17 protein-coding genes are annotated in these 18,506 nt (G+C 70.1%); 6 read left to right on the top strand and 11 right to left on the bottom strand.

The window, feature by feature from the left end; all coding sequences use genetic code 11:
• Window positions 1-11: 11 nt before the first annotated feature.
• Window positions 12-1,811 carry an aminopeptidase P family protein gene (locus ENE75_RS16760; RefSeq protein WP_128199485.1) on the bottom strand — a complete coding sequence of 600 codons (1,800 nt, stop codon included), beginning with the start codon at window positions 1,809-1,811 and terminating at the stop codon, window positions 12-14.
• A 112-nt stretch (window positions 1,812-1,923) separates the two neighbouring features.
• Between ENE75_RS16760 and ENE75_RS16755 the strand changes: the two genes are divergently transcribed.
• From ENE75_RS16755 to ENE75_RS16740, 4 genes are all read left to right on the top strand, one after another.
• The gene (locus ENE75_RS16755) at window positions 1,924-2,484 is read left to right on the top strand and encodes a DUF5655 domain-containing protein (protein ID WP_128199484.1); all 561 of its coding nucleotides are present in this window, start codon (window positions 1,924-1,926) and stop codon (window positions 2,482-2,484) included.
• A gap of 22 nt (window positions 2,485-2,506) precedes the next feature.
• Window positions 2,507-3,634, top strand: a complete 1,128-nt coding sequence (locus ENE75_RS16750; protein ID WP_128199483.1) for an aminotransferase class V-fold PLP-dependent enzyme — start codon at window positions 2,507-2,509, stop codon at window positions 3,632-3,634.
• A 161-nt stretch (window positions 3,635-3,795) separates the two neighbouring features.
• The gene (locus tag ENE75_RS16745; protein ID WP_128199482.1) at window positions 3,796-4,947 is read left to right on the top strand and encodes an FIST signal transduction protein; all 1,152 of its coding nucleotides are present in this window, start codon (window positions 3,796-3,798) and stop codon (window positions 4,945-4,947) included.
• A gap of 24 nt (window positions 4,948-4,971) precedes the next feature.
• Window positions 4,972-7,050, top strand: a complete 2,079-nt coding sequence (locus tag ENE75_RS16740; protein ID WP_158288981.1) for a putative bifunctional diguanylate cyclase/phosphodiesterase — start codon at window positions 4,972-4,974, stop codon at window positions 7,048-7,050.
• Here ENE75_RS16740 and ENE75_RS16735 read toward each other — a convergent pair.
• Genes ENE75_RS16735 through kynB form a run of 4 tightly spaced genes read right to left on the bottom strand, consistent with a single transcriptional unit; the run spans window position 6,999 to window position 10,970 of the window.
• Complete coding sequence (locus ENE75_RS16735; protein ID WP_128199480.1) at window positions 6,999-8,198, bottom strand: M20 aminoacylase family protein; 1,200 nt, start codon at window positions 8,196-8,198, stop codon at window positions 6,999-7,001. The two genes, ENE75_RS16740 and ENE75_RS16735, sit on opposite strands and share 52 nt — an antisense overlap.
• A gap of 23 nt (window positions 8,199-8,221) precedes the next feature.
• Window positions 8,222-9,085, bottom strand: coding sequence for a tryptophan 2,3-dioxygenase (kynA, locus tag ENE75_RS16730; protein ID WP_128199479.1), 864 nt, complete (start codon window positions 9,083-9,085; stop codon window positions 8,222-8,224).
• Window positions 9,082-10,344, bottom strand: coding sequence for a kynureninase (gene kynU, locus ENE75_RS16725; protein ID WP_128199478.1), 1,263 nt, complete (start codon window positions 10,342-10,344; stop codon window positions 9,082-9,084). Before kynU ends, kynA begins: the two co-directional genes overlap by 4 nt.
• On the bottom strand, window positions 10,344-10,970 hold the full coding sequence (gene kynB, locus ENE75_RS16720) for an arylformamidase (protein ID WP_128199477.1): 627 nt from the start codon (window positions 10,968-10,970) through the stop codon (window positions 10,344-10,346). Before kynB ends, kynU begins: the two co-directional genes overlap by 1 nt.
• A gap of 98 nt (window positions 10,971-11,068) precedes the next feature.
• Between kynB and ENE75_RS16715 the strand changes: the two genes are divergently transcribed.
• Together ENE75_RS16715 and ENE75_RS16710 are read left to right on the top strand one after the other, a co-directional pair.
• Window positions 11,069-12,667 (top strand): AMP-binding protein, encoded by a 1,599-nt coding sequence (locus ENE75_RS16715; RefSeq protein WP_128199476.1) that lies wholly within the window; start codon window positions 11,069-11,071, stop codon window positions 12,665-12,667.
• A complete protein-coding gene (locus ENE75_RS16710; RefSeq protein ID WP_128199475.1) occupies window positions 12,667-13,068 on the top strand; it encodes a RidA family protein in 402 nt (133 codons plus the stop codon). Before ENE75_RS16715 ends, ENE75_RS16710 begins: the two co-directional genes overlap by 1 nt.
• 17 nt (window positions 13,069-13,085) lie before the next feature.
• On the opposite strand, the gene ENE75_RS16705 is transcribed toward ENE75_RS16710, so the two are convergent.
• From ENE75_RS16705 to ENE75_RS16680, 6 genes are all read right to left on the bottom strand, one after another.
• A complete protein-coding gene (locus ENE75_RS16705; protein WP_128199474.1) occupies window positions 13,086-13,451 on the bottom strand; it encodes a carboxymuconolactone decarboxylase family protein in 366 nt (121 codons plus the stop codon).
• Window positions 13,452-13,557: 106 nt separating this feature from the next.
• Window positions 13,558-13,800: a hypothetical protein gene (locus tag ENE75_RS16700; RefSeq protein WP_128199473.1), complete on the bottom strand. Its 243-nt coding sequence runs from the start codon at window positions 13,798-13,800 to the stop codon at window positions 13,558-13,560.
• A 14-nt stretch (window positions 13,801-13,814) separates the two neighbouring features.
• A complete protein-coding gene (locus ENE75_RS16695) occupies window positions 13,815-15,347 on the bottom strand; it encodes a DUF4331 domain-containing protein (RefSeq protein ID WP_128199472.1) in 1,533 nt (510 codons plus the stop codon).
• A gap of 111 nt (window positions 15,348-15,458) precedes the next feature.
• Window positions 15,459-16,169 (bottom strand): anti-sigma factor, encoded by a 711-nt coding sequence (locus tag ENE75_RS16690; protein WP_128199471.1) that lies wholly within the window; start codon window positions 16,167-16,169, stop codon window positions 15,459-15,461.
• A gap of 1 nt (window position 16,170) precedes the next feature.
• Window positions 16,171-16,791, bottom strand: a complete 621-nt coding sequence (locus ENE75_RS16685; protein ID WP_128199470.1) for a sigma-70 family RNA polymerase sigma factor — start codon at window positions 16,789-16,791, stop codon at window positions 16,171-16,173.
• Between the two features lie 28 nt (window positions 16,792-16,819).
• A complete protein-coding gene (locus ENE75_RS16680; protein WP_128199469.1) occupies window positions 16,820-18,346 on the bottom strand; it encodes a D-arabinonate dehydratase in 1,527 nt (508 codons plus the stop codon).
• Window positions 18,347-18,506: the final 160 nt, after the last annotated feature.

The following is an 18,506-nucleotide window of genomic DNA, read 5'->3' as shown; positions in this document are numbered from 1 at the left end:
GCGCGCCGCCGTCAGATCGGCTCGGTACGCTGCAGCAGCCAGGCCAGGGCGTCACCACTCACGCGGGGTGACAGCCGCTCGCGCACGGTGGCGTGGTAGGCATTGAGCCAGTCGATCTCGTCGGCGCGCAGCAGCGAACGCTCGATGCAGCGGGTGTCGATCGGACACAAAGTGAGCGTCTCGAAGCCGAGGAACTCGCCGAACTCGCTCTCGCCCGCGGGCACGTTGAGCACCAGGTTCTCGATGCGCACGCCCCAGCGGCCCGGGCGGTAGAGGCCGGGTTCGATCGAGGTGATCATGCCCGGCTGCATCGCCATGTCGGGCGTGGGCACGGCCTTGCTGATGCTCTGCGGGCCTTCGTGCACGTTCAGAAAGTAGCCCACGCCATGGCCGGTGCCATGGCCGAACTCCAGGAGCTCGGCCCAGAGCGGGGCGCGCGCCAGCGCGTCGAGCATCGGGCTGGGCGTGCCGCGCGGGAAATGGGCGCGCGACAGGTTCAGCGTGCCCTTGAGCACCAGGGTGTAGTCGCGCTTCATCTCGGCGCTGACGGTGCCGATGGGCCAGACGCGGGTGATGTCGGTGGTGCCGCCCAGGTACTGGCCGCCGCTGTCGATGAGCAGCAGGCCGTCGCCCTCGATGCGGGCGTGCGAGGCGGGTGTGGCGCGGTAGTGCGGCATCGCGCCGTTGGCATTGAAGCCGGCGATGACCGGGAAGCTCAGGCCGACGAAACCGCTGCGGCGGGCACGGGCGGCAGACAGGCGTTCATCCACCGTCAGCTCCGTCATCGGCTCGCCGCGGGCCAGCGCGGCCTCGAACCACGCGTAGAACTCGCACATCGCGGCGCCGTCCTCGGCCATGGCTTCGCGGATGTGCGCCGCCTCGTCGGCCGTCTTGCGGCTCTTGGCCAGGGTGCTGGGGTTGGTGGCCTCGACCACGCGCGCGGCGGTGACGGCCTGCCGCAGGCCCAGCGTCACGCGCTTGGGGTCCAGCAGGACGGTGGCCTCGGCCGGCAGGGCCGCCAGTGTCGAGGCCGCGATGTCGTAGGGCGCCAGCGTGATGCCGTCGACCGCCAGGGTCTGCGCCAGTGCGGCGTCCACCTTGCCACCGCCGACGAACAGCGTGGCCTGGGCAGGGCCGATCAGCAGGTGGGCCAGGAACACCGGGTTGTAGGTCACGTCGCTGCCGCGCAGGTTGGTGATCCAGGCGATGTCGTCCACCGTGGACACCAGGTGGTGCGTGGCGCCCCGGTCCTGCATCGCGGCGCGCACGGCCTGCAGCTTGCTGGCGCGCGACACCGGGGCGAAAGGCGCGCAGTGTTCGTACACCGGCGCGGCGGGCAGCACGGGGCGGCCAGGCCAGGCCTGGTCCAGCAGGTCGGTGTCGGTGCGCAGCGCCACGCCCGCCTTCTGCAGCGCATCGCGCAGCTGCTGCGCCGCGGCCAAGCCCAGCACCTGGCCGTCCACCATCACAGTGCCGCCCCGCGGAACCTCGCGCGCCAGCCAGTCCACGTGCTCCGCCGACGCGCCGGAGGCGATCTTCACCAGCGCGATGCCGGTGCCGGCGAGTTCCGCCTCGGCCTGCGTCCAGTAGCGGCTGTCGGCGAACACGGCGGCCTGGTCGCGCGTGACCACCAGGGTGCCCATGGAGCCGGTGAAGCCGCTGAGCCACTGCCGGCCCTGGAAGCGCTCGGGCACGTACTCGCTGAGGTGGGGGTCGCTGGAGGGCACGAGCAGTGCGTCGGCACCGGCGGTGGCCAGGGCGTCCTGCACGCGCTGGATGCGCAGGCGGTGTTCGGAAACGCGGGTGTCCATGGCGGGTCCTGCGGGGTCGGGGAACGAAGCAAAGGATTCTAGGAGTGGCCCGATTGACGCACACACGCCGGGGTGGGAACGTGCAGGGGTCCGTCACTCCGGAGTTCACGACATGGCCGACCCTGCCGCCGCGCTGGCCACCCAGCTGAAGAACATCGAGACCCGCACCGGCAAGTCGCTGGCCGAGTTGAAGGCCCTGGTGGCCGGCTGCGGGCAGGACAAGGTGGCCGGCCAGCGCAGCTGGTTGATGCAGGCCCTGGGCCTGGGCTACGGCGACGCCAACACGGTAGTGATGCTGGCCAGGCAGGCCGCGGCGCCGCCGCCGGCGTCGGCCGACCCGCTGGACGCGATCTACACCGGCCCCAAGGCCAGCCTGCGGCCGCTGCACGAGGCACTGATGGCGAAGATCGGCAAGCTTGGGCCGTTCGAGGTGGCCCCGAAGCAGAAGTACGTCAGCCTGCGCGGCGCGAAGAGGCAGTTCGCCATGCTGGGCCCGGCCACCAAGGACCAGGTCGAGCTCGGCCTCAACGCCAAGGACCTGCCCGACCACCCGCGTTTGAAGAAGCTGCCGCCGGGGGGCATGTGCCAGGCGACGGTGCGGATTGCTGCCGTGGACGAGATCGACACCACGCTGATGGGCTGGCTGCGGACCGCGTACGATGCGGCGCAATGACATGAACCGAGGAGACCGCTGAATGCCCGGCCTGCGCCAAGACGTCGACCCCGACGGACTGCTCGAATACTCCGTCGTCTACACCGACCGCTCGCTGAACCACATGTCGCAGCGCTTCGGCCAGGCGCTGCGCGACGTGTCGGCCACGCTCAAGGAGGTCTACGGCGCGCGCTCGGCCATCGTGGTCCCGGGCAGCGGCAGCACCGGCATGGAGGCCACGGCGCGCCAGTTCGCCGGCGGCCAGCGCTGCCTGATCGTGCGGAACGGCTGGTTCAGCTACCGCTGGACGCAGATCCTGGAGATGAGCGGCATCGCACCCGACCCGGTGGTGCTGAAGGCGCGGCGAACCGGCCCCGGTGCGACGGCGCCGTTCGCACCGGCCCCGGTGGACGAGGTGGTGGCCGCGATCCGCGAAAACAAACCTGCCGTGGTCTTTGCGCCGCACGTGGAGACCTCGGCCGGCCTGATGCTGCCCGACGGCTACATCGCCGCCGTGGCCGAGGCGGTGCACGCTGAAGGCGGGCTGATGGTGCTGGACTGCATCGCCAGCGGCGCGGCCTGGGTGGACATGAAGGCCACGGGTGTCGACGTGTTGCTGAGCGCGCCGCAGAAGGGCTGGAGCAGCACGCCCTGCGCCGGCCTGGTGATGCTGTCCGACCGCGCCCGCGAGCGCATCGACGCCACCACCAGCAGCAGCTTCTCGCTGGACCTGAAGAAGTGGCTGGGCATCATCGAGACCTATGAAGGCGGTGCGCACGCCTACCACGCCACCTATCCCACCGATGGCCTGGTGCAGTTGCGCGACGCGATGGCTGAACTGCGGGCCTTTGGCTTCGGCAACGCCAAGGCGGCACAGGCCGAACTGGGTCGCCGCGTGCGCGCGATGTTCGCCGAGCGCGGCATCGCCAGCGTGGCGGCGCCGGGCTTCGAGGCACCCGGTGTGGTCGTCAGCTATACGGCCCGTGACGACTGGCAGAACACCAAGGCCTGGGCCGCCCAGGGCCTGCAGATCGCCGGCGGTGTGCCGCTGGCCTGCGACGAAGGCCCGGACTTCAAGACCTTCCGCATCGGCCTGTTTGGCATCGACAAGTGGCGCGACGTGGATGCCGCGGTGGCGCGGCTGAGGTCTGCGCTGGACGCCCTGAGCTGAGCGCGGGCGCGTTCTTGCGCCTGGGCCGAGCCCGGCCGACGTTGATTTGTTCACGTCTTGGCCGATAGCGCTCACAACTCATGGCTGGTAGGTTCAAATGCGCAGGTGTGCCGGCCGATACGGGATTCCATTGATCCAGGCCATTTGAACAAGGAGCACCCATGTTGCTTGCCTCGGTCACGGGCGGCATTGGCCGCTCTTGGTCTGCGCCGCTTCCGGTTGAACTCGATGGCCCCGACACGCTGGTGCTCGCCTTCGGTGCACCCGGCGACGAGTCCGTGATGCCGTTGGCAGCGCTCGATGACGCGTTTCCGAGGTCGGTCGTCGTCGGCTGTTCCACCGCGGGCGAAATCGCCGGCGACCAGGTGTCCGACGGCACGCTCAGCGTGGCCATTGCCCGCTTCGAGCACACTCACCTTCGCCATGCCGAAGCCACGGTTCGAGACGCCGAGACGTCTCGGACGGCTGGTCAGATCTTGGCTGAGAAACTCGCACCAGACTGCGCCGGGGAACCATTGCGCGCAGTGTTCTTGCTCGCCGACGGGCTTTCGGTCAACGGCACGCTGCTCACCAGCGGCCTGGCTGCAGCCTTGCCCGATGGCGTCGTGATCACCGGCGGCCTGGCCGCGGACGGTTCACGCTTCAGGAGAACCTGGCTTGCGCAGGCCGGCCGGCAGCAACCGAACATCGTCAGTGCTGTCGGCTTCTACGGCGACCGGATTCGCGTCGGCCACGGCTGCAGCGCCGGTTGGTCGGACTTCGGTCCGGAACGCAGGATCACCCGTGCCGAGGGCAACGTGCTCTACGAACTCGACGGCCAGCCGGCTCTGGCGTTGTACAAGACCTATCTGGGCGATCTGGCCAGCGGGCTGCCTGGCACGGCCTTGCTGTTCCCGCTTGCGTTGCGGCGCGATGGTTCCCAAGCCAATCACCTGATCCGAACGGTCGTCGGTGTGGACGATGATGCGCAGTCGATGACGTTCGCCGGCGATATCCCGCTGGGTGCGTCGGCGCGCTTGATGCGTGCCAATACAGACAGGCTCATCGACAGTGCCGGCACTGCTGCAGGCGAGGCGATGGCGTCGATGCCGGGCGGCTCGCCGATGCTCGTGATTTCCGTCAGCTGCGTCGGGCGGCGGCTGGTGCTGGGCGAGCGGACGGACGAGGAGGTCGAGACCGTGCTCGGACACGCACCCGAGCACAGTGTGCATGTCGGCTTCTACTCCTATGGCGAAATCGCACCGTCGGGTGGCTGCCGGTTCAGCGACCTGCACAACCAGACGATGACGGTCACGGCGCTGGCGGAAGCCTGATGCCAGAACGACATGCGAGGGCAAGTGCTGCATCCACTGTTGCTTAGGCAACTGCGTCGCGCGGGGCTGAGCGCAGACGTCGACGATGCCGTGGCCTTCGGCGAACTGCTGAAGCATGTCAGCCGCGCGTACGCGGAGCACGACCAGGAGCGCACCCTGCTCGAACGCTCGCAGGATCTTGCCTCGCAGGAGATGGTGGCGCTCAACGACGCGCTTCGGGCGGAGCGTGATGCGCTCGAACAGCGTGTGCTCGACCGCACGGCAGCGCTGGAGGTCAGCCAGTCGCGCCTGAGCAGCCTGTTGTCGCTGTCGGCGGACTGGATCTGGGAGCAGGACGCCGAACTGCGGTTTACTTATGTCTCCGAGGAGTTCAGCACGGCGGTCGGCTTTGCGCCTCGGCTGATCGGCAAGCGCCACGAATTCGGTGCCACGATCGAGGCCGACGGCGAAGCTCAAGCCGAGTACGAGCGCAGTGTCGCCGAGCGCCGGCCCTATCGAGACTTCACCTACGCCATCGTGCGTCCAGACGGGGTCAAGCGCTGGATCCGGGCCAGCGGTGAGCCGGTCTTTGACGCTGATGCCGTGTTCCGCGGGTACCGCGGCGTTGGGCGCGACGTGACCGAGATCATCGCGGCGCATCAGGTCGTCAAGCAGATGGCGCAATTGGATCACCTGACTGGACTGCCCAACCGTCGGCTCTTCCTGATCGAGCTCGATCGCGCCATCGCCCGCGCGCACCGTGACGGCAGTGGCTTCTCCGTGTGCTTCGTCGATCTCGACCGATTCAAGCACGTCAACGACACCCTGGGGCACCTCGCCGGCGATCAACTGCTGGCCACGTTGGGCAAGCGGCTTCGTGCCGACCTGCGTGCCACCGACTTGGTGGCCCGGATGGGCGGCGACGAGTTCGTCGTGCTGCTCGAGGGCACGACGGATCCTGCCGATGTGTCCCGGCTTGCCGGCGTGCTGCTGGGCACGGTCAACCAGGTCCTGCACGTGGCGGGCCGGGACATGCAGGTGTCGGCCTCGATCGGCATCGCTCGCTACCCGGATGACGGCATCGACGCGACGACACTGCTCAGCCACGCCGACTCCGCGATGTACGAGGCCAAGGCAGCGGGAAAGAACCGGTTCCACTTCCACACCGAGGTGGCGGCCCGCGAAGCCGCCCGCCAGTTCGAACTGGAAGCGCAACTGCGCCTGGCCATCGCGCGCGAGGAATTCGAGTTGCACTATCAGCCAAAGCTTGGCGTGGATGACCGCGCGGTCACGGCGGTCGAGGCACTCGTGCGCTGGCGGCATCCGAATCGCGGTCTGGTGATGCCGGGCGAGTTCATCGCCCTGGCCGAGGACCGCGGCCTGATCGTGGCGATCGGTCGGCTGGTGATCAAGATGGCTTGCCGACAGATCGCAGCCTGGCGGCGCCAGGGTATCGAACCACCATGTGTGGCGATCAACGTGTCGGCCAAGCAGTTTGCAGACGACGTTCTGCTCGCTGACCTGACGGCAGCGATGACGGAGAGTAGCGTGGGCGGCGGCGAACTGGTCGTCGAGTTGACCGAGACGGCGCTGATGGCCGACCCGGAACGGGCAACGGGAGTGCTTGAAGCCCTGCGCCGACTCGGGGTGCGCATCGCCATCGACGACTTCGGCACCGGCTATTCCTCGTTGTCGTACCTGAAACGTTTTCCGGCCGACGAGGTGAAGATCGATCGTTCGTTTGTCGACGGTCTGCCCGAGGATCCGGACGACCTGGCGATCACGCAAGCGGTGATCGCCATGGCACACAGCCTGGGCATGAAGGTGGTGGCCGAGGGCGTGGAAACCGAGGCACAGCGCAGCGCGCTGGCTGCCATGGGCTGCGACCAGATGCAGGGCTATCTGCTGGGTCGGCCGATGCCGGTGGAGGACCTTGTAGGCAGGCTGTCGAAGGCCGTCCATGGCGCCGTGGCGCCGGTGCTCGACGGACCTTCAGTGCACGTCGATGGCGTCGCGGCGACGTCGGTAGGCTCGACACCGGTCAGCCTGGGCAGTCCGACATGCGAAGGCGTTCATATGCCTGCGGGCTGTGCCAGCCAGGCCTCCGCGAGCTTCACCCAGTAGCTCGCGCCCGTGGGCAGCACCCGGTCGTTGAAGTCGTAGCCGGGGTTGTGCACCATGCAGCCACCTTCTTCGCCCTCGCCGTTGCCGATGAAGATGTAGTGTCCGGGCACCTTTTCCAGGAAGAAGGCGAAGTCCTCGCTGCCGGTGACCGGCGGCAGATCGGGCAGCAGGCCTTCGTCGCCCAGCCAGTCCTGCACCACCTGGCGCGCGAACGCCGTTTCCTTGGGGTGGTTGAACAGCACCGGGTACTGGCGCTGGTAGTCCACCTCGGCGCGAACGCCGAAGCTCGCGGCCTGGGCCTGGGCGACCTCGACGATGCGCCGCTCCAGCAGGTCGCGCACCTCGGGCTTGAAGGCGCGCACCGACAGCCGCAGTTCCGCCTCGCCGGGGATGACGTTCGGCGCATCGCCCGCCAGGAAGGCGCCAACGGTGACGATGCCGGTCTCCAGCGGAGGCACGTTGCGGGCCACGATGCTCTGCAGCGCCATCACGATGGCCGCGCCGGCCACCACCGGGTCGCCCGCGTGCTGCGGCATCGCGGCGTGGCTGCCCTTGCCGATGACCTTGATGTAGACGGTGTCGGCGCTGGCCATCGCATGGCCGGGCACGACACCGAAGCGGCCCGCCGGCTGGCCCGGCATGTTGTGCATGCCGAACATCGCCTCGCAGGGAAAGAGGTCCAGGAAGCCGTCGTCCAGCATGCGCTTGGCGCCGCCCCGGCCTTCCTCGGCCGGCTGGAACACCAGGTGCAGCCAGCCGTCGAAGCGGCGCGTGGCCGCCAGGTGGCGGGCTGCCGACAGCAGCATGGCCGTGTGGCCATCGTGGCCGCAGGCGTGCATCTTGCCGAAGACCTTGCTCGCCCAGGGGCGGCCGCTGGTCTCGGCGATGGGCAGCGCGTCCATGTCGGCGCGCAGGCCGAGGTGCCGGTCCGACGTGCCGGCGCGCAGCGTGCCCACCACGCCGGTGCCACCCAGGCCGCGGTGCACCTCGTAGCCCCAGCGTGCCAGCCGCTCGGCGACCAGGTCGCTGGTGGCGTGCTCCTGGTAGGCCAGCTCCGGGTTGGCGTGGATCTGGCGCCGAAGCGCCACCATCTCGTCGTCGTGGGCGCGGATCTCGTCCAGCGCAGGCGGGGGCAGGGGCGCGTTCATCGGGTCTCCCGTTGACGAAAAGCTCAGAGGTCGGTGCGCAGCGCCCAGATCTCCGGGAACAGCACCACGTCGAGCATCTTGCGCAGGTAGCCTACGCCATTGGTGCCACCGGTGCCGCGCTTGAAGCCGATGACGCGCTCCACCGTGGTCAGGTGGCGGAAGCGCCAGAGGCGGAAGGCGTCCTCCAGGTCGGTGAGCTCCTCGCCCAGCTGGTACAGGTCCCAGTGCGTGGCGGGGTCGCGGTAGACCTGCAGCCAGGCCGCCTCGACGCCGGCGCTGGCGGCGTAGGGCTGGGTCCAGTCGCGTTCGATCGCGTCGGCCGGCACCGGCAGGCCGCGCCGGGCCAGCAGGCGCAGTGCCTCGTCGTACAGCGAGGGCGCGCGGTAGGCGGCGTCCACCTGGGCCAGTCGTTCCGGGGCATGCGCGTGCGGCTTGAGCATCGCCGCGTTCTTGTTGCCCAGGCTGAACTCGATGCAGCGGTACTGCCAGCTCTGGAAGCCGCTGCTCTTGGCCAGGTAGGGGCGGATGGCGCTGTATTCAGGCGGCGTCATCGTGCCCAGCACGTCCCAGGCGTGCACCAGCTGCTCCATGATCTTGGAGACGCGCGCCAGCATCTTGAACGCGGCCTGCAGCTGGTCGCCGGCGATCAGGGCGATGGCTGCGTGCAGCTCGTGCAGCATCAGCTTCATCCACAGCTCGCTGGTCTGGTGCTGCACGATGAACAGCATCTCGTCGTGCCCGGGCGACAGCGGATGCTGGGCGCCCAGCACCTCGTCGAGGTGCAGGTAGTCGCCGTAGCTCATGTCGGCGCTGAAGTCGAGCTGGGCGTCGTGGTGGCCCGGCGCGGCGTTGCCGCCCTGGCCGTGGTCGATGGGGCATCCGCTCATGTCACCGCCGCCTTCTGGTGGAAGCGCGCCTCGTGCCACGCGCCGCGGTCCAGCACCTGCACCAGGTGCTCGACGGCGTCCCAGACGTCGACGAAGCGCGTGTACAGCGGCGTGAAGCCGAAGCGCAGGATGTCCGGGGCACGGAAGTCGCCGATCACGCCGCGTGCGATCAGCGCCTGCACCACCGGGTAGGCGATCTCCGGGTGGGCCAGGCAGACCTGGCTGCCCCGCTGTGCATCTTCGTCCGGCGACACGCGCACCAGGCCGTGGCCGGCGCATCGACTTTGGACCAGCTCTGCGAAGGCCCGCGTGAGCGCCAGTGACTTGGCGCGCAGCGCCGCCATGCCGCCCATCGGCTCGGCGGCCAGCACCGTGTCCACGCCGCACTCCAGGGCCGACATGGCCAGCACGGCCGGGGTACCGCACAGGTAGCGCGCGATGCCCGGGGCAGGGCGGTAGTCGGGTGTGAACTCGAACGGCGCGGCATGGCCCATCCAGCCGGACAGCGGCTGCCAAAAGCGGTCGGCATGGCGTGGGTGGGCCCAGACGAAGGCCGGGGCGCCGGGGCCGCCGTTGAGGTACTTGTAGCCGCAGCCGACGGCAAAGTCGGCCTGTGCGCCGTGCAGGTCCACCGGCACGGCGCCGGCGCTGTGCGCCAGGTCCCACACCGTCAGCGCACCCGCCGCGTGCGCCGCGGCGGTGAGCGCGGCCATGTCGTGCATGCGGCCGGTGCGGTAGTTCACGTGCGTGAGCATCAGCACCGACACGTCCTGCCGGTTCAGCCGTTCGGCGATGGCGTCCGGATCGTCGATCAGTTCCAACGTGCAGCCGTGCTGCGCCGCCAGAGATTCGGAGATGTAGAGGTCGGTGGGGAAGTTGCTGCGCTCCGACAGGATCACGCGACGTGACGGTGCATCTTCCTTCGCGATCGACAGTGCGGCGCTGAGCACCTTGAACAGGTTCACCGAAGTGGAATCGGCCGCCACCAGTTCGCCCGGACCCGCGCCCACCAGGCGCGCGACCTTGTCGCCCACGCGCTGCGCCAGCGTGATCCAGCCGGCGCTGTTCCAGCTGCGGATCAGGCCCTGGCCCCATTCCTCGGCCACCACCTGCTGCACGCGCACCGGCGTGGCGCTGGGCAGCACGCCCAGCGAGTTGCCGTCGAGGTAGATCACCCCGTCCGGCAGGGTGAACTGCGCGCGCAGCGGGGCCAGCGGATCGGCGGCGTCGAGCGCCTGCGCGTCTTCTCTCGTCTGCATCAAAGCTCCCTGAGCACCGCACGCACCGGGCTGGCATCGGCGGTGGCCAGCTTCAGCGGCAGGGCAATGAGTTCGTAGTCGCCCTCGGGCACGCCGTCGAGCACCAGGTTCTCCAGCACGCGCAGGCCGCGGCGGCGGATGACCTGGTGGCTGTCCAGCGTCTTGCTGTCGGCCGGGTCGATGCTGGCGGTGTCGATGCCCACCAGCGTCACGCCCAGGTCGGCCAGGCGCTCGACGGTGTCGGGCGCGTAGCCGGCCAGCGCCGGGTCCCAGCGGTCGACCGGGGCCTGCCGGTAGGTGCGCACGAGCACACGCGGCGGCAGGTCGTCCAGCGCATGGGCCAGGTGTTCCCAGCGCACCAGCGGGCCGCAGTCGATGGCGTGGATCACGCGGCAGCGGCCCAGGAAAGGTTCCAGCGGCAGCGTGCCGATGGCCGCCCCCGCCGGGTCGTAGTGCAGCGGGGCGTCGGCATGCGCGCCGGTGTGGGGCGACAAGGTCAGCGTGCTGACGTTGACGGGGCAGTCGGCGCCCATCGTCCACGACCAGCGCAGCTGGAACGCGGCATCGCCGGGGAACACCGGCGAACCTGCATGCACCGGCGGCGAGATGTCCCAGAGCGTGGCCATGGCGTGCATGGTAGCGAGCGCCGAATTAGTTGACAACTAAAGTATTCAGGCCAAGAATGACCTGCATCGGAACGCCGCTCAACGAGGAGCCTGGCCGCATGACCGCCCACGTCGACACCTTCGCCCGCGACCGGCTGCCGCCGCCGGCGCTGATGCCGGAGCTGATCTTCGAGCTGCCGGAACTGCAGTTCCCGCCGCTGCTCAACACCACGGCCGCGCTGCTGGACCGTCGCGTGGCCGAGGGCGACGGCGACCGCCCAGCCGTGCTGGGCACCGGCGTGCGCTGGACCTACGCCGAGATGCAGGCCCAGGCCAACCGCATCGCGCGCGTGCTGGTGGACGACATGGGCCTGGTGCCTGGCAACCGCGTGCTGCTGCGTGGCGCCAACACGCCGATGCTGGCGGCCTGCTTCCTTGCCGTGTTCAAGGCTGGCGGCATCGCGGTGGGCACGATGCCGCTGCTGCGCGCACGCGAACTGCAGGCCATCGTCGACAAGGCGCAGATCAGCCACGCCCTGTGCGACAGCCGGCTGGCGGCGGAGCTGGACACCGCAAAGGCGAACTGCCCGACGCTGACGCAGCGCCTGGACTACATGGGCGGCGCGCTGGAAGCCGCCATGGCCGGCAAGCCGGCGAGTTTCGACGCCGTGCCCACCGAAGCCGAGGACATCGCGCTGATGGCCTTCACGTCCGGCACCACCGGCGTGCCCAAGGGCACGATGCACACGCACCGCGACATCCTGGCCGCCTGCGCCTGCTGGCCGCCGCACGTGCTGCGGCCGGTAGCCGACGACGTGTTCATCGGCAGCCCGCCGCTGGCCTTCACCTTCGGCCTGGGGGGCCTGCTGCTGTTCCCGCTGTCGGTCGGCGCGAGCACGGTGCTGCTGGAAAAGGCCACGCCCGACGTGCTGCCCGCCGCCATCGCGCAGTGGCGCGCCACCGTCTGTTTCACCGCACCCACCAGCTACCGTGCCATGGCCGCCACGGCGGCGCAGCACGACCTGTCGTCGCTGCGCAAGTGCGTCTCGGCCGGCGAGGCGCTGCCGGCGGCCACGCGGGCGCTGTGGAAGCAGACCACGGGCATCGAGATCATCGACGGCATCGGCAGCACCGAGATGCTGCACATCTTCATCAGTGCCGATGAGGCCCAAGCGCGCCCCGGCGCCACCGGTGTGCCGGTGCCGGGCTACCGCGCGGCCATCCTGGACGACGACGGGCGCGAACTGCCGCCGGGCCGGGTGGGCCGGCTGGCGGTGAAGGGTCCCACCGGCTGCAAGTACCTGGCCGACGAGCGCCAGGCCACCTACGTGCAGCACGGCTGGAACCTCACCGGCGATGCCTACCTCGTCGACGAGGCGGGGCACTACGTCTACCAGGCGCGCACCGACGACATGATCATCTCCGGCGGCTACAACATTGCCGGGCCGGAGGTGGAGGGTGCGCTGCTGCTGCACCCGGCGGTGGCCGAGTGCGGCGTGGTCGGCGTGGCCGACCCGGAGCGCGGGCAGATCGTGAAAGCCTTCGTGGTGCTCAAGCCTGGCCACACGGGTGACGAGGTCCTGGCCAAGGCACTGCAGGACTTCGTCAAGCAGACCATCGCGCCCTACAAGTACCCGCGTGCCGTGGAGTTCCGCACCACGCTGCCGCGCACCGAAACCGGCAAGCTGCAGCGCTTTCGGCTGCGCACGGAGGCATGATGAAGCAGGTGCTGCAACCCGAAGGCTGGGCCATGCCCAAGGGCTATGCCAACGGCGTGGCCGCCAGTGGCCAGTGGGTGGTGCTGGCCGGGCAGATCGGCTGGAACGCGCAGGCGCAGTTCGACAGCGACGACCTGGTGGACCAGGTGCGCCAGGCGCTGCTGAACGTTCGCGCGCTGCTGGCCGAGGCTGGCTGCGGGCCGGAACACATGGTGCGCATGACCTGGTACCTGGTGGACAAGCGGGAGTACCTGGCCCGCGGCCGCGAGATCGGCGCCGTCTACCGCGAGGTGCTGGGCCGCGAGTACGGCGTGGCGATGACGGCGGTGCAGGTGGCCGACCTGATCGAGGACCGGGCCAAGGTCGAGATCGAGGTCACGGCCGTGCGGCCGGCTTCCTGAGGGTTGGCCCGCGGCGCTCAGGCGGATTCGATCACCTCGGCCGCATTGCGGAACGCGTCCACCGCCGCCGGGAAGCCGCAGTAGACGCTGGCATGCAGGAAGATCTCCTGCAGTTCCGCCGGCGTGACGCCGTTGTTCAGCGCACCGCGCACGTGGATCTTCAACTCGTGCATGCGGCCCAGCGCCACCAGCATGCTCACGGTGACGATGCTGCGCGTGCGCAGGTCGATGCCGTCGCGCTGCCAGGTGTTGCCCCAGGCGTGGCGCGTCACCAGTTCCTGCAGCGGTTCGGTGAATGGCGTGGCCTTGGCCAGGGCCTGGTCGACATAGGCATCGCCGAGCACGGTTCGGCGGGTGGCCAGGCCTGGGGGATCGAGATCCATGGGCGCTCCTGTGGGTGTTGTTTGGCGGGAGCGCAGCATAGCGGCCGCGCGCGCCGGCGCAGGCGGCCGCGCCAATGCGCGACCACCCGCTGCCAGCGCGGCGTCCTCAGACGTCCTCGGGCTCGTCGGTGTCCGACACCGGCGGCGTGACGCCTTCCAGGTCCAGTGGCTCGGCCATGTCGTCGGCCGGCAACTGGCCCACGAAGGCGGTGTAGGCCGCGGGCGAGGCGAGCGCGCTCGGCGGCACCGTGCCTGCGGCAGGCGGCGTCGCCGGGCCATCGTCGTGGCCGCCGCAGCCGGCCACGACGGTCAGCACCGCGCTCAGCAGGGCAAAGGCAAGGATGCGCATGTCTGGGGTCCTCCTCACTGCGCGCCCGGCCGCGGCGTGTTCAGGTACGGGAAGCCCGGCAGCAGCGGTACCACGGCCTGGTCCACGGCATCGTGCAGGCTGAAGGCGGTGGCCCCCAGCGGTGCGGCGGACGGCTTGCAGTCGGCCCCCAGGCCCAGCGCGTTGGTGTCGCCGTTGGCCACGCACAGGCCACCCATCACCGCCACCAGCGAGATGTCGACCACGTCGTCCTTGGGCCGCCGGCCGTTGGGGAAGCCGGCGAAGTCGTTCTGGCCCGCCAGCAGGCTGCCGACGATGCCCAGCCGGTTCTGGCTGGCAAAGGGCACCGGTGCGATCGACGCGTTCAGCCGCAGCATCTCCGAGGCGACGACGTTCATCGGCTGGTTCACGCCCGGGAGGCCGGTGAGGAAGGTGGTGACGAGGTCGGTGCGCGGGAAGTTCGTCGGCGCGGTGCCGGGGATGTTCAGCGCGATCTCCAGCAGGGCGGGCAGCGTCGGGTTGGTCACGTAGTCGGCGAACTGGCCATCGTCGGCCGGTTTGGCGGCGTTGAAGCGGTCCTTGTCCTTCAGGCCGATGACCAACTCGTTGACCAGGGGCATGCCCAGGCGCGAGACCTGCACCCAGGCGCCACCGACCTTTTCGCTCGTCTGGTGGCCCGATGCGGGCTTGCCGTCGAGCAGGCGCGCCTGGCGCAGGCTGGCGGTGGTCCAGCCACCGATCACCGGGTCGCCGCTGCCGGGCTTGAGCAGGCAGTCGGTGTGCACCTCCAGGGCCAGCGTGGTCACGCTCTTGCCGTCGATGGTGTTGGGCGCGACGTTGATCAGCGCCGGGTTGGTGATCACCTCCAGCGGTGCGTTGACGAGGTCGAAGATGGCGCCGAGGTTGACCGCGAACGGGTCCTGCCGCTGGCCCACGAAGACGCGGGCGTTCCGGCTGCAGCCCGGGATCTTCACCTCGTGCACGTGGCGGGCCGCGTAGGCGGCGTAGTCGGGGATGGTCTTGGTGCCGATGTTGTCCACCGGCTTGGCGAACTCGGTGCTGCCGCCGTCGACCGCCGTCAGCGGCTGGCCAGTGGCCTGGCGCCGGCCACCCTTGACCAGGGTGACGCTGAAGCTCTCGCCGAGCTGCAGGTTGGGGTCGCGCGGCTGGCTCACCTTGCCGGCCTGGATCAGCGGGATGGCCACCGGCTTGCCGCCGATGTTCAGGCTGACGCCGGCCCCGTCGTTGGCCAGGCGGTTCTTCACGCGGAACTGGAAGCTCAGGTCCTCCTTCGCGTCGCCGTCGTGGTCGACGTGGATCTCGTAGAGCGCGTTCGGGTCGAGCGAGAAGTAGTTGGGGCCACCATAGGCGTCCTGCAGCGGCAGGTAGTTGGCGATCAGCGTCACGTAGCCGTCGCGGCCGCTCTCGTAGCTGCGGAACACGTAGAAGTCGCTGGCGTCGACCTTGGGCGCCGTGGTGATGAACGGCGCCTCGCGGTGGCTGGACGCGGCGGCGAGTGTGGCTGCGGCGGCCAGCGCCAGCGGGGCCAGACGGTAGAGGGAAGGCATGGTGGTCTCCTGGCAGTGCCCGCGCGGCCAACAGCCGGCGGGGATGCATCGGGCATCGGGAGACCTTTACGCAGCCTGAGCCTGACCGGATGCGCGCGGATGCGGTGCCGCTCAGATTTCGAGCTTGCCGACCGAGACGATGGGCCCGGTGGGCGCGCCGGTGGGCGAGCCACCCGGCGGTTCGACACTGACGGCGAACGCCGCCGTGTCGCGCAGCAACTGGGTGCGGATCAGCGTGGTCGAGGCATCGGCGCGCACCAACCCCAGCGAGCGTGGGGCACCGTCGGGCGGCACGGCCCAGAGCTCCAGCGCCCGGTCGGGAGCGACCTGCACGGCGCCCACCGGCCGCAGCACCAGGGCACGGCCGTCGGCGCTGACGCTGGCCACGAAGCTGGCGTTCATGGCCCGGGCGGCGTCGTCGCTGGCGCCCATGACGATCAGCACCGGCGCCTGAGGCGGCGGCGTCTGCACCGACACCACGGTCAGTGCCACCGCCGCGGCGGTGCTCAGCCCGGCAATGCCGCGCCAGAGCGCCAGCCGCTGCCACCAGGGCGTCGGTGGGGTTGCGGTGGCGGTGGCGTTGCCGGTGCCGGTGCCGAACAGCGTGGCCTCGATGCCGGCCCAGGCGGCGGCCGGCGGCTCCACCGGCGCGACCGACGTGCTCAGCGGCACCAGCCGACCCTGCCAGGCGGTCACCGCGGTACGCAGCGCCGGGTGCGCCGGCAGCAGGGCCTCGAAGCGCCGACGTGCCGGGCCACGCAGCGTGCCCAGCACGTAGGCGGCGGCCAGGCGGTCGGCGAGGGCGGGGCGGCTGTAGTCCATGTCAGCCTTCCTCCGAGGACGCCACGCCTGCGCGGTCCAGGCAATCCTTGAGCGCGATCAGCGCCCGCCGCACCCAGCTCTTGACCGTGCCCAGCGGCTGCGCCATCTGCTCGGCCACCTCGGCATGCGACAGGCCTTGATAAAAAGCCAGCGCCAGGCTCTGCTGCTGCGGCGCCGTGAGCTCACCGATGCAGCCGGTCACGGCACGCGCCTGCCCGGCGCGCTGCAGCAGCTGCAGGGGCTCGTCGTCGGTGCTGGCGATGTCGCGCATGGGCTGGTCTTCGTCGTCGTCCGGGCTCAGGCTCACGGTGGCAGGGGCCGTCTGCGCCCGCCGCAGGCTGTCGATGGCGCGGTTGCGGGCGATGGCGGTCAGCCACGTCAGCGGCTGTGCCTTGGCGGCATCGAAGCTGGACGCCGCGCGCCAGACGTTGACGTACACCTCCTGCAGCACGTCCTCAGCCCGGCTGCGGTCGGGCTGGATACGCAGGATGACAGCGAACAGATGCGCACGCGAGGCGTCGTACAGGCGGCGGAACGCGGCGCGGTCGCCCAGCGCCGTGCGTGCGAGCGCCTCGGCCAGGGCCTGGCTGCGCTGGGACCACTCGTCGGGCGGCGGCGTCATCGGCGGCGAGTATGCCCCGCCCGGCGGCTCACATCACGGCGCCGAGCTGCCAGGGCACGAACTCGTTCTGCCCGTAGCCGTGCGTCTCGCTCTTCGTGCGCCGGCCAGAGGCGGTGTCCAGCATCAGCCGGAAGATGCGCTCGCCGGCTTCGTCCACCGTCTCCAGCCCGTCGACGATGCCGCCGCAGTCGATGTCGATGTCGTCCTGCTGGCGCTGCCACAGCGCGGTGTTGGTGCTGAGCTTGAGCGATGGCGAGGGCGCGCAGCCGTAGGCCGATCCGCGGCCGGTGGTGAAGCAGATCAGGTTCGCGCCGCCGGCCACCTGGCCGGTGGCCGATACCGGGTCGTAACCGGGCGTGTCCATGAAGACGAAGCCGCGCGCGGTGGCCGGCATGGCGAACTCCAGCACGTCCACCAGCGCGGTGGTGCCGCCCTTGGCGATGGCGCCCAGGCTCTTTTCCAGGATGGTGGTCAGCCCGCCGGCCTTGTTGCCGGCCGAGGGGTTGTTGTCCATCTGCATGCCGTTGCGCGCGGTGTAGGCCTCCCACCAGCGGATGCGGGCGATGAGCTTGTCGGCCACGGCCGGCGACACGGCGCGCCGCGTCAGCAGGTGTTCGCCGCCGTAGATCTCCGGCGTCTCCGACAGGATGGCGGTGCCGCCGTGACGCACCAGGCGATCCACCGCGGCGCCCAAGGCGGGGTTGGCGCTGATGCCGGAGTAGCCGTCGCTGCCGCCGCACTGCAGGCCCACGGTGAGGTGGCTGGCAGGCACAGGCTGGCGCGTGACGCGGTTGGCCGCCGGCAGCATCGACTTCACGAGATCCACGCCGCGGGCCACGGTCTTCGCCGTGCCGCCGCTGTCCTGGATGCTGAAGGTGGCGAGGTTGGCGCCTTCGGCCAAGCCTTCCTGCGCCACCAGCCCCTGGATCTGGTTGGTCTCGCAACCCAGGCCGACGATGAGCACGGCGGCGAAGTTGGGGTGGCGCGCATAGCCGCCCAGCGTGCGCCGCAGCACCTGCAGTTCCTCGCCGTCGGCCGCGGTGGCGCAGCCCATGCCGTGCGTGAGCGCGACGACGCCGTCCACGTTGGGGACGTCCGCGAGCGCATCGCCGCGGAAGTGGTCGGCGATGCCACGCGCCACCGTGGCCGAGCAGTTCACGCTGGTGAGGATGCCGATGTAGTTGCGGGTGGCAATGCGGCCCTTGCGCCAAGGTTCATCGCGGACGATGCCGTCGAAGGTGGCGGGGCTGTCCACGTAGGCCGTGGGCCGCGCGTCCACGCCGGGTTCGTGGCTGCGCTCGAAGGCGCTGAAGGCCAGGTTGTGCACGTGCACGTGCTGGCCAGGGGCAATGGTTGCAGTGGCTGCGCCGATGACCTGGCCGTAGCGCAGCACGGGTTCGCCCACGGCGATGGCCCGCGTGGACACCTTGTGGCCTGGCGGGACCAGGGCCGACACCGTGATCCCTTCGCTCTCCAGCACCGTGCCGGGGAGTAGTTGCCGGCGGGCGATGACGACGTTGTCGGTTGGGTGGATGCGGATGGTGGGGGAGGTCATCGTGTGACTTCGATTGGGCCAGTGGTGGTGTCCGCTATCGACCCGGAGCGGACGTTGGACCTTTGTCCGTTTGCATTGGCGCGGGCCACGGAGGGCGGGTCTGGCCTGGCGCTCCTGTCCCCCGGCTCGCGCAGGGCGCTTGCCTCCTCCTTTACCTCGC

This window comes from Rubrivivax albus (genome assembly GCF_004016515.1).
Lineage (GTDB): Bacteria > Pseudomonadota > Gammaproteobacteria > Burkholderiales > Burkholderiaceae_C > Rubrivivax > Rubrivivax albus.
The sequence above is the reverse complement of the archived record's forward strand: the minus strand, read 5'-3'. Positions and strand labels throughout refer to the sequence as shown.

What these genes read in the sequence shown, in the direction of transcription:
- ENE75_RS16690 (WP_128199471.1), bottom strand. Translation starts at nt 16,169, where the DNA reads ATGGACTACAGCCGCCCCGCCCTCGCCGACCGCCTGGCCGCCGCCTAC.
- ENE75_RS16735 (WP_128199480.1), bottom strand. Translation starts at nt 8,198, where the DNA reads ATGAACGCGCCCCTGCCCCCGCCTGCGCTGGACGAGATCCGCGCCCAC.
- ENE75_RS16705 (WP_128199474.1), bottom strand. Translation starts at nt 13,451, where the DNA reads ATGGATCTCGATCCCCCAGGCCTGGCCACCCGCCGAACCGTGCTCGGC.
- ENE75_RS16755 (WP_128199484.1), top strand. Translation starts at nt 1,924, where the DNA reads ATGGCCGACCCTGCCGCCGCGCTGGCCACCCAGCTGAAGAACATCGAG.
- ENE75_RS16685 (WP_128199470.1), bottom strand. Translation starts at nt 16,791, where the DNA reads ATGACGCCGCCGCCCGACGAGTGGTCCCAGCGCAGCCAGGCCCTGGCC.
- ENE75_RS16695 (WP_128199472.1), bottom strand. Translation starts at nt 15,347, where the DNA reads ATGCCTTCCCTCTACCGTCTGGCCCCGCTGGCGCTGGCCGCCGCAGCC.
- kynB (WP_128199477.1), bottom strand. Translation starts at nt 10,970, where the DNA reads ATGGCCACGCTCTGGGACATCTCGCCGCCGGTGCATGCAGGTTCGCCG.
- ENE75_RS16750 (WP_128199483.1), top strand. Translation starts at nt 2,507, where the DNA reads ATGCCCGGCCTGCGCCAAGACGTCGACCCCGACGGACTGCTCGAATAC.
- ENE75_RS16680 (WP_128199469.1), bottom strand. Translation starts at nt 18,346, where the DNA reads ATGACCTCCCCCACCATCCGCATCCACCCAACCGACAACGTCGTCATC.
- ENE75_RS16710 (WP_128199475.1), top strand. Translation starts at nt 12,667, where the DNA reads ATGAAGCAGGTGCTGCAACCCGAAGGCTGGGCCATGCCCAAGGGCTAT.
- ENE75_RS16760 (WP_128199485.1), bottom strand. Translation starts at nt 1,811, where the DNA reads ATGGACACCCGCGTTTCCGAACACCGCCTGCGCATCCAGCGCGTGCAG.
- kynA (WP_128199479.1), bottom strand. Translation starts at nt 9,085, where the DNA reads ATGAGCGGATGCCCCATCGACCACGGCCAGGGCGGCAACGCCGCGCCG.
- kynU (WP_128199478.1), bottom strand. Translation starts at nt 10,344, where the DNA reads ATGCAGACGAGAGAAGACGCGCAGGCGCTCGACGCCGCCGATCCGCTG.
- ENE75_RS16715 (WP_128199476.1), top strand. Translation starts at nt 11,069, where the DNA reads ATGACCGCCCACGTCGACACCTTCGCCCGCGACCGGCTGCCGCCGCCG.
- ENE75_RS16745 (WP_128199482.1), top strand. Translation starts at nt 3,796, where the DNA reads ATGTTGCTTGCCTCGGTCACGGGCGGCATTGGCCGCTCTTGGTCTGCG.
- ENE75_RS16700 (WP_128199473.1), bottom strand. Translation starts at nt 13,800, where the DNA reads ATGCGCATCCTTGCCTTTGCCCTGCTGAGCGCGGTGCTGACCGTCGTG.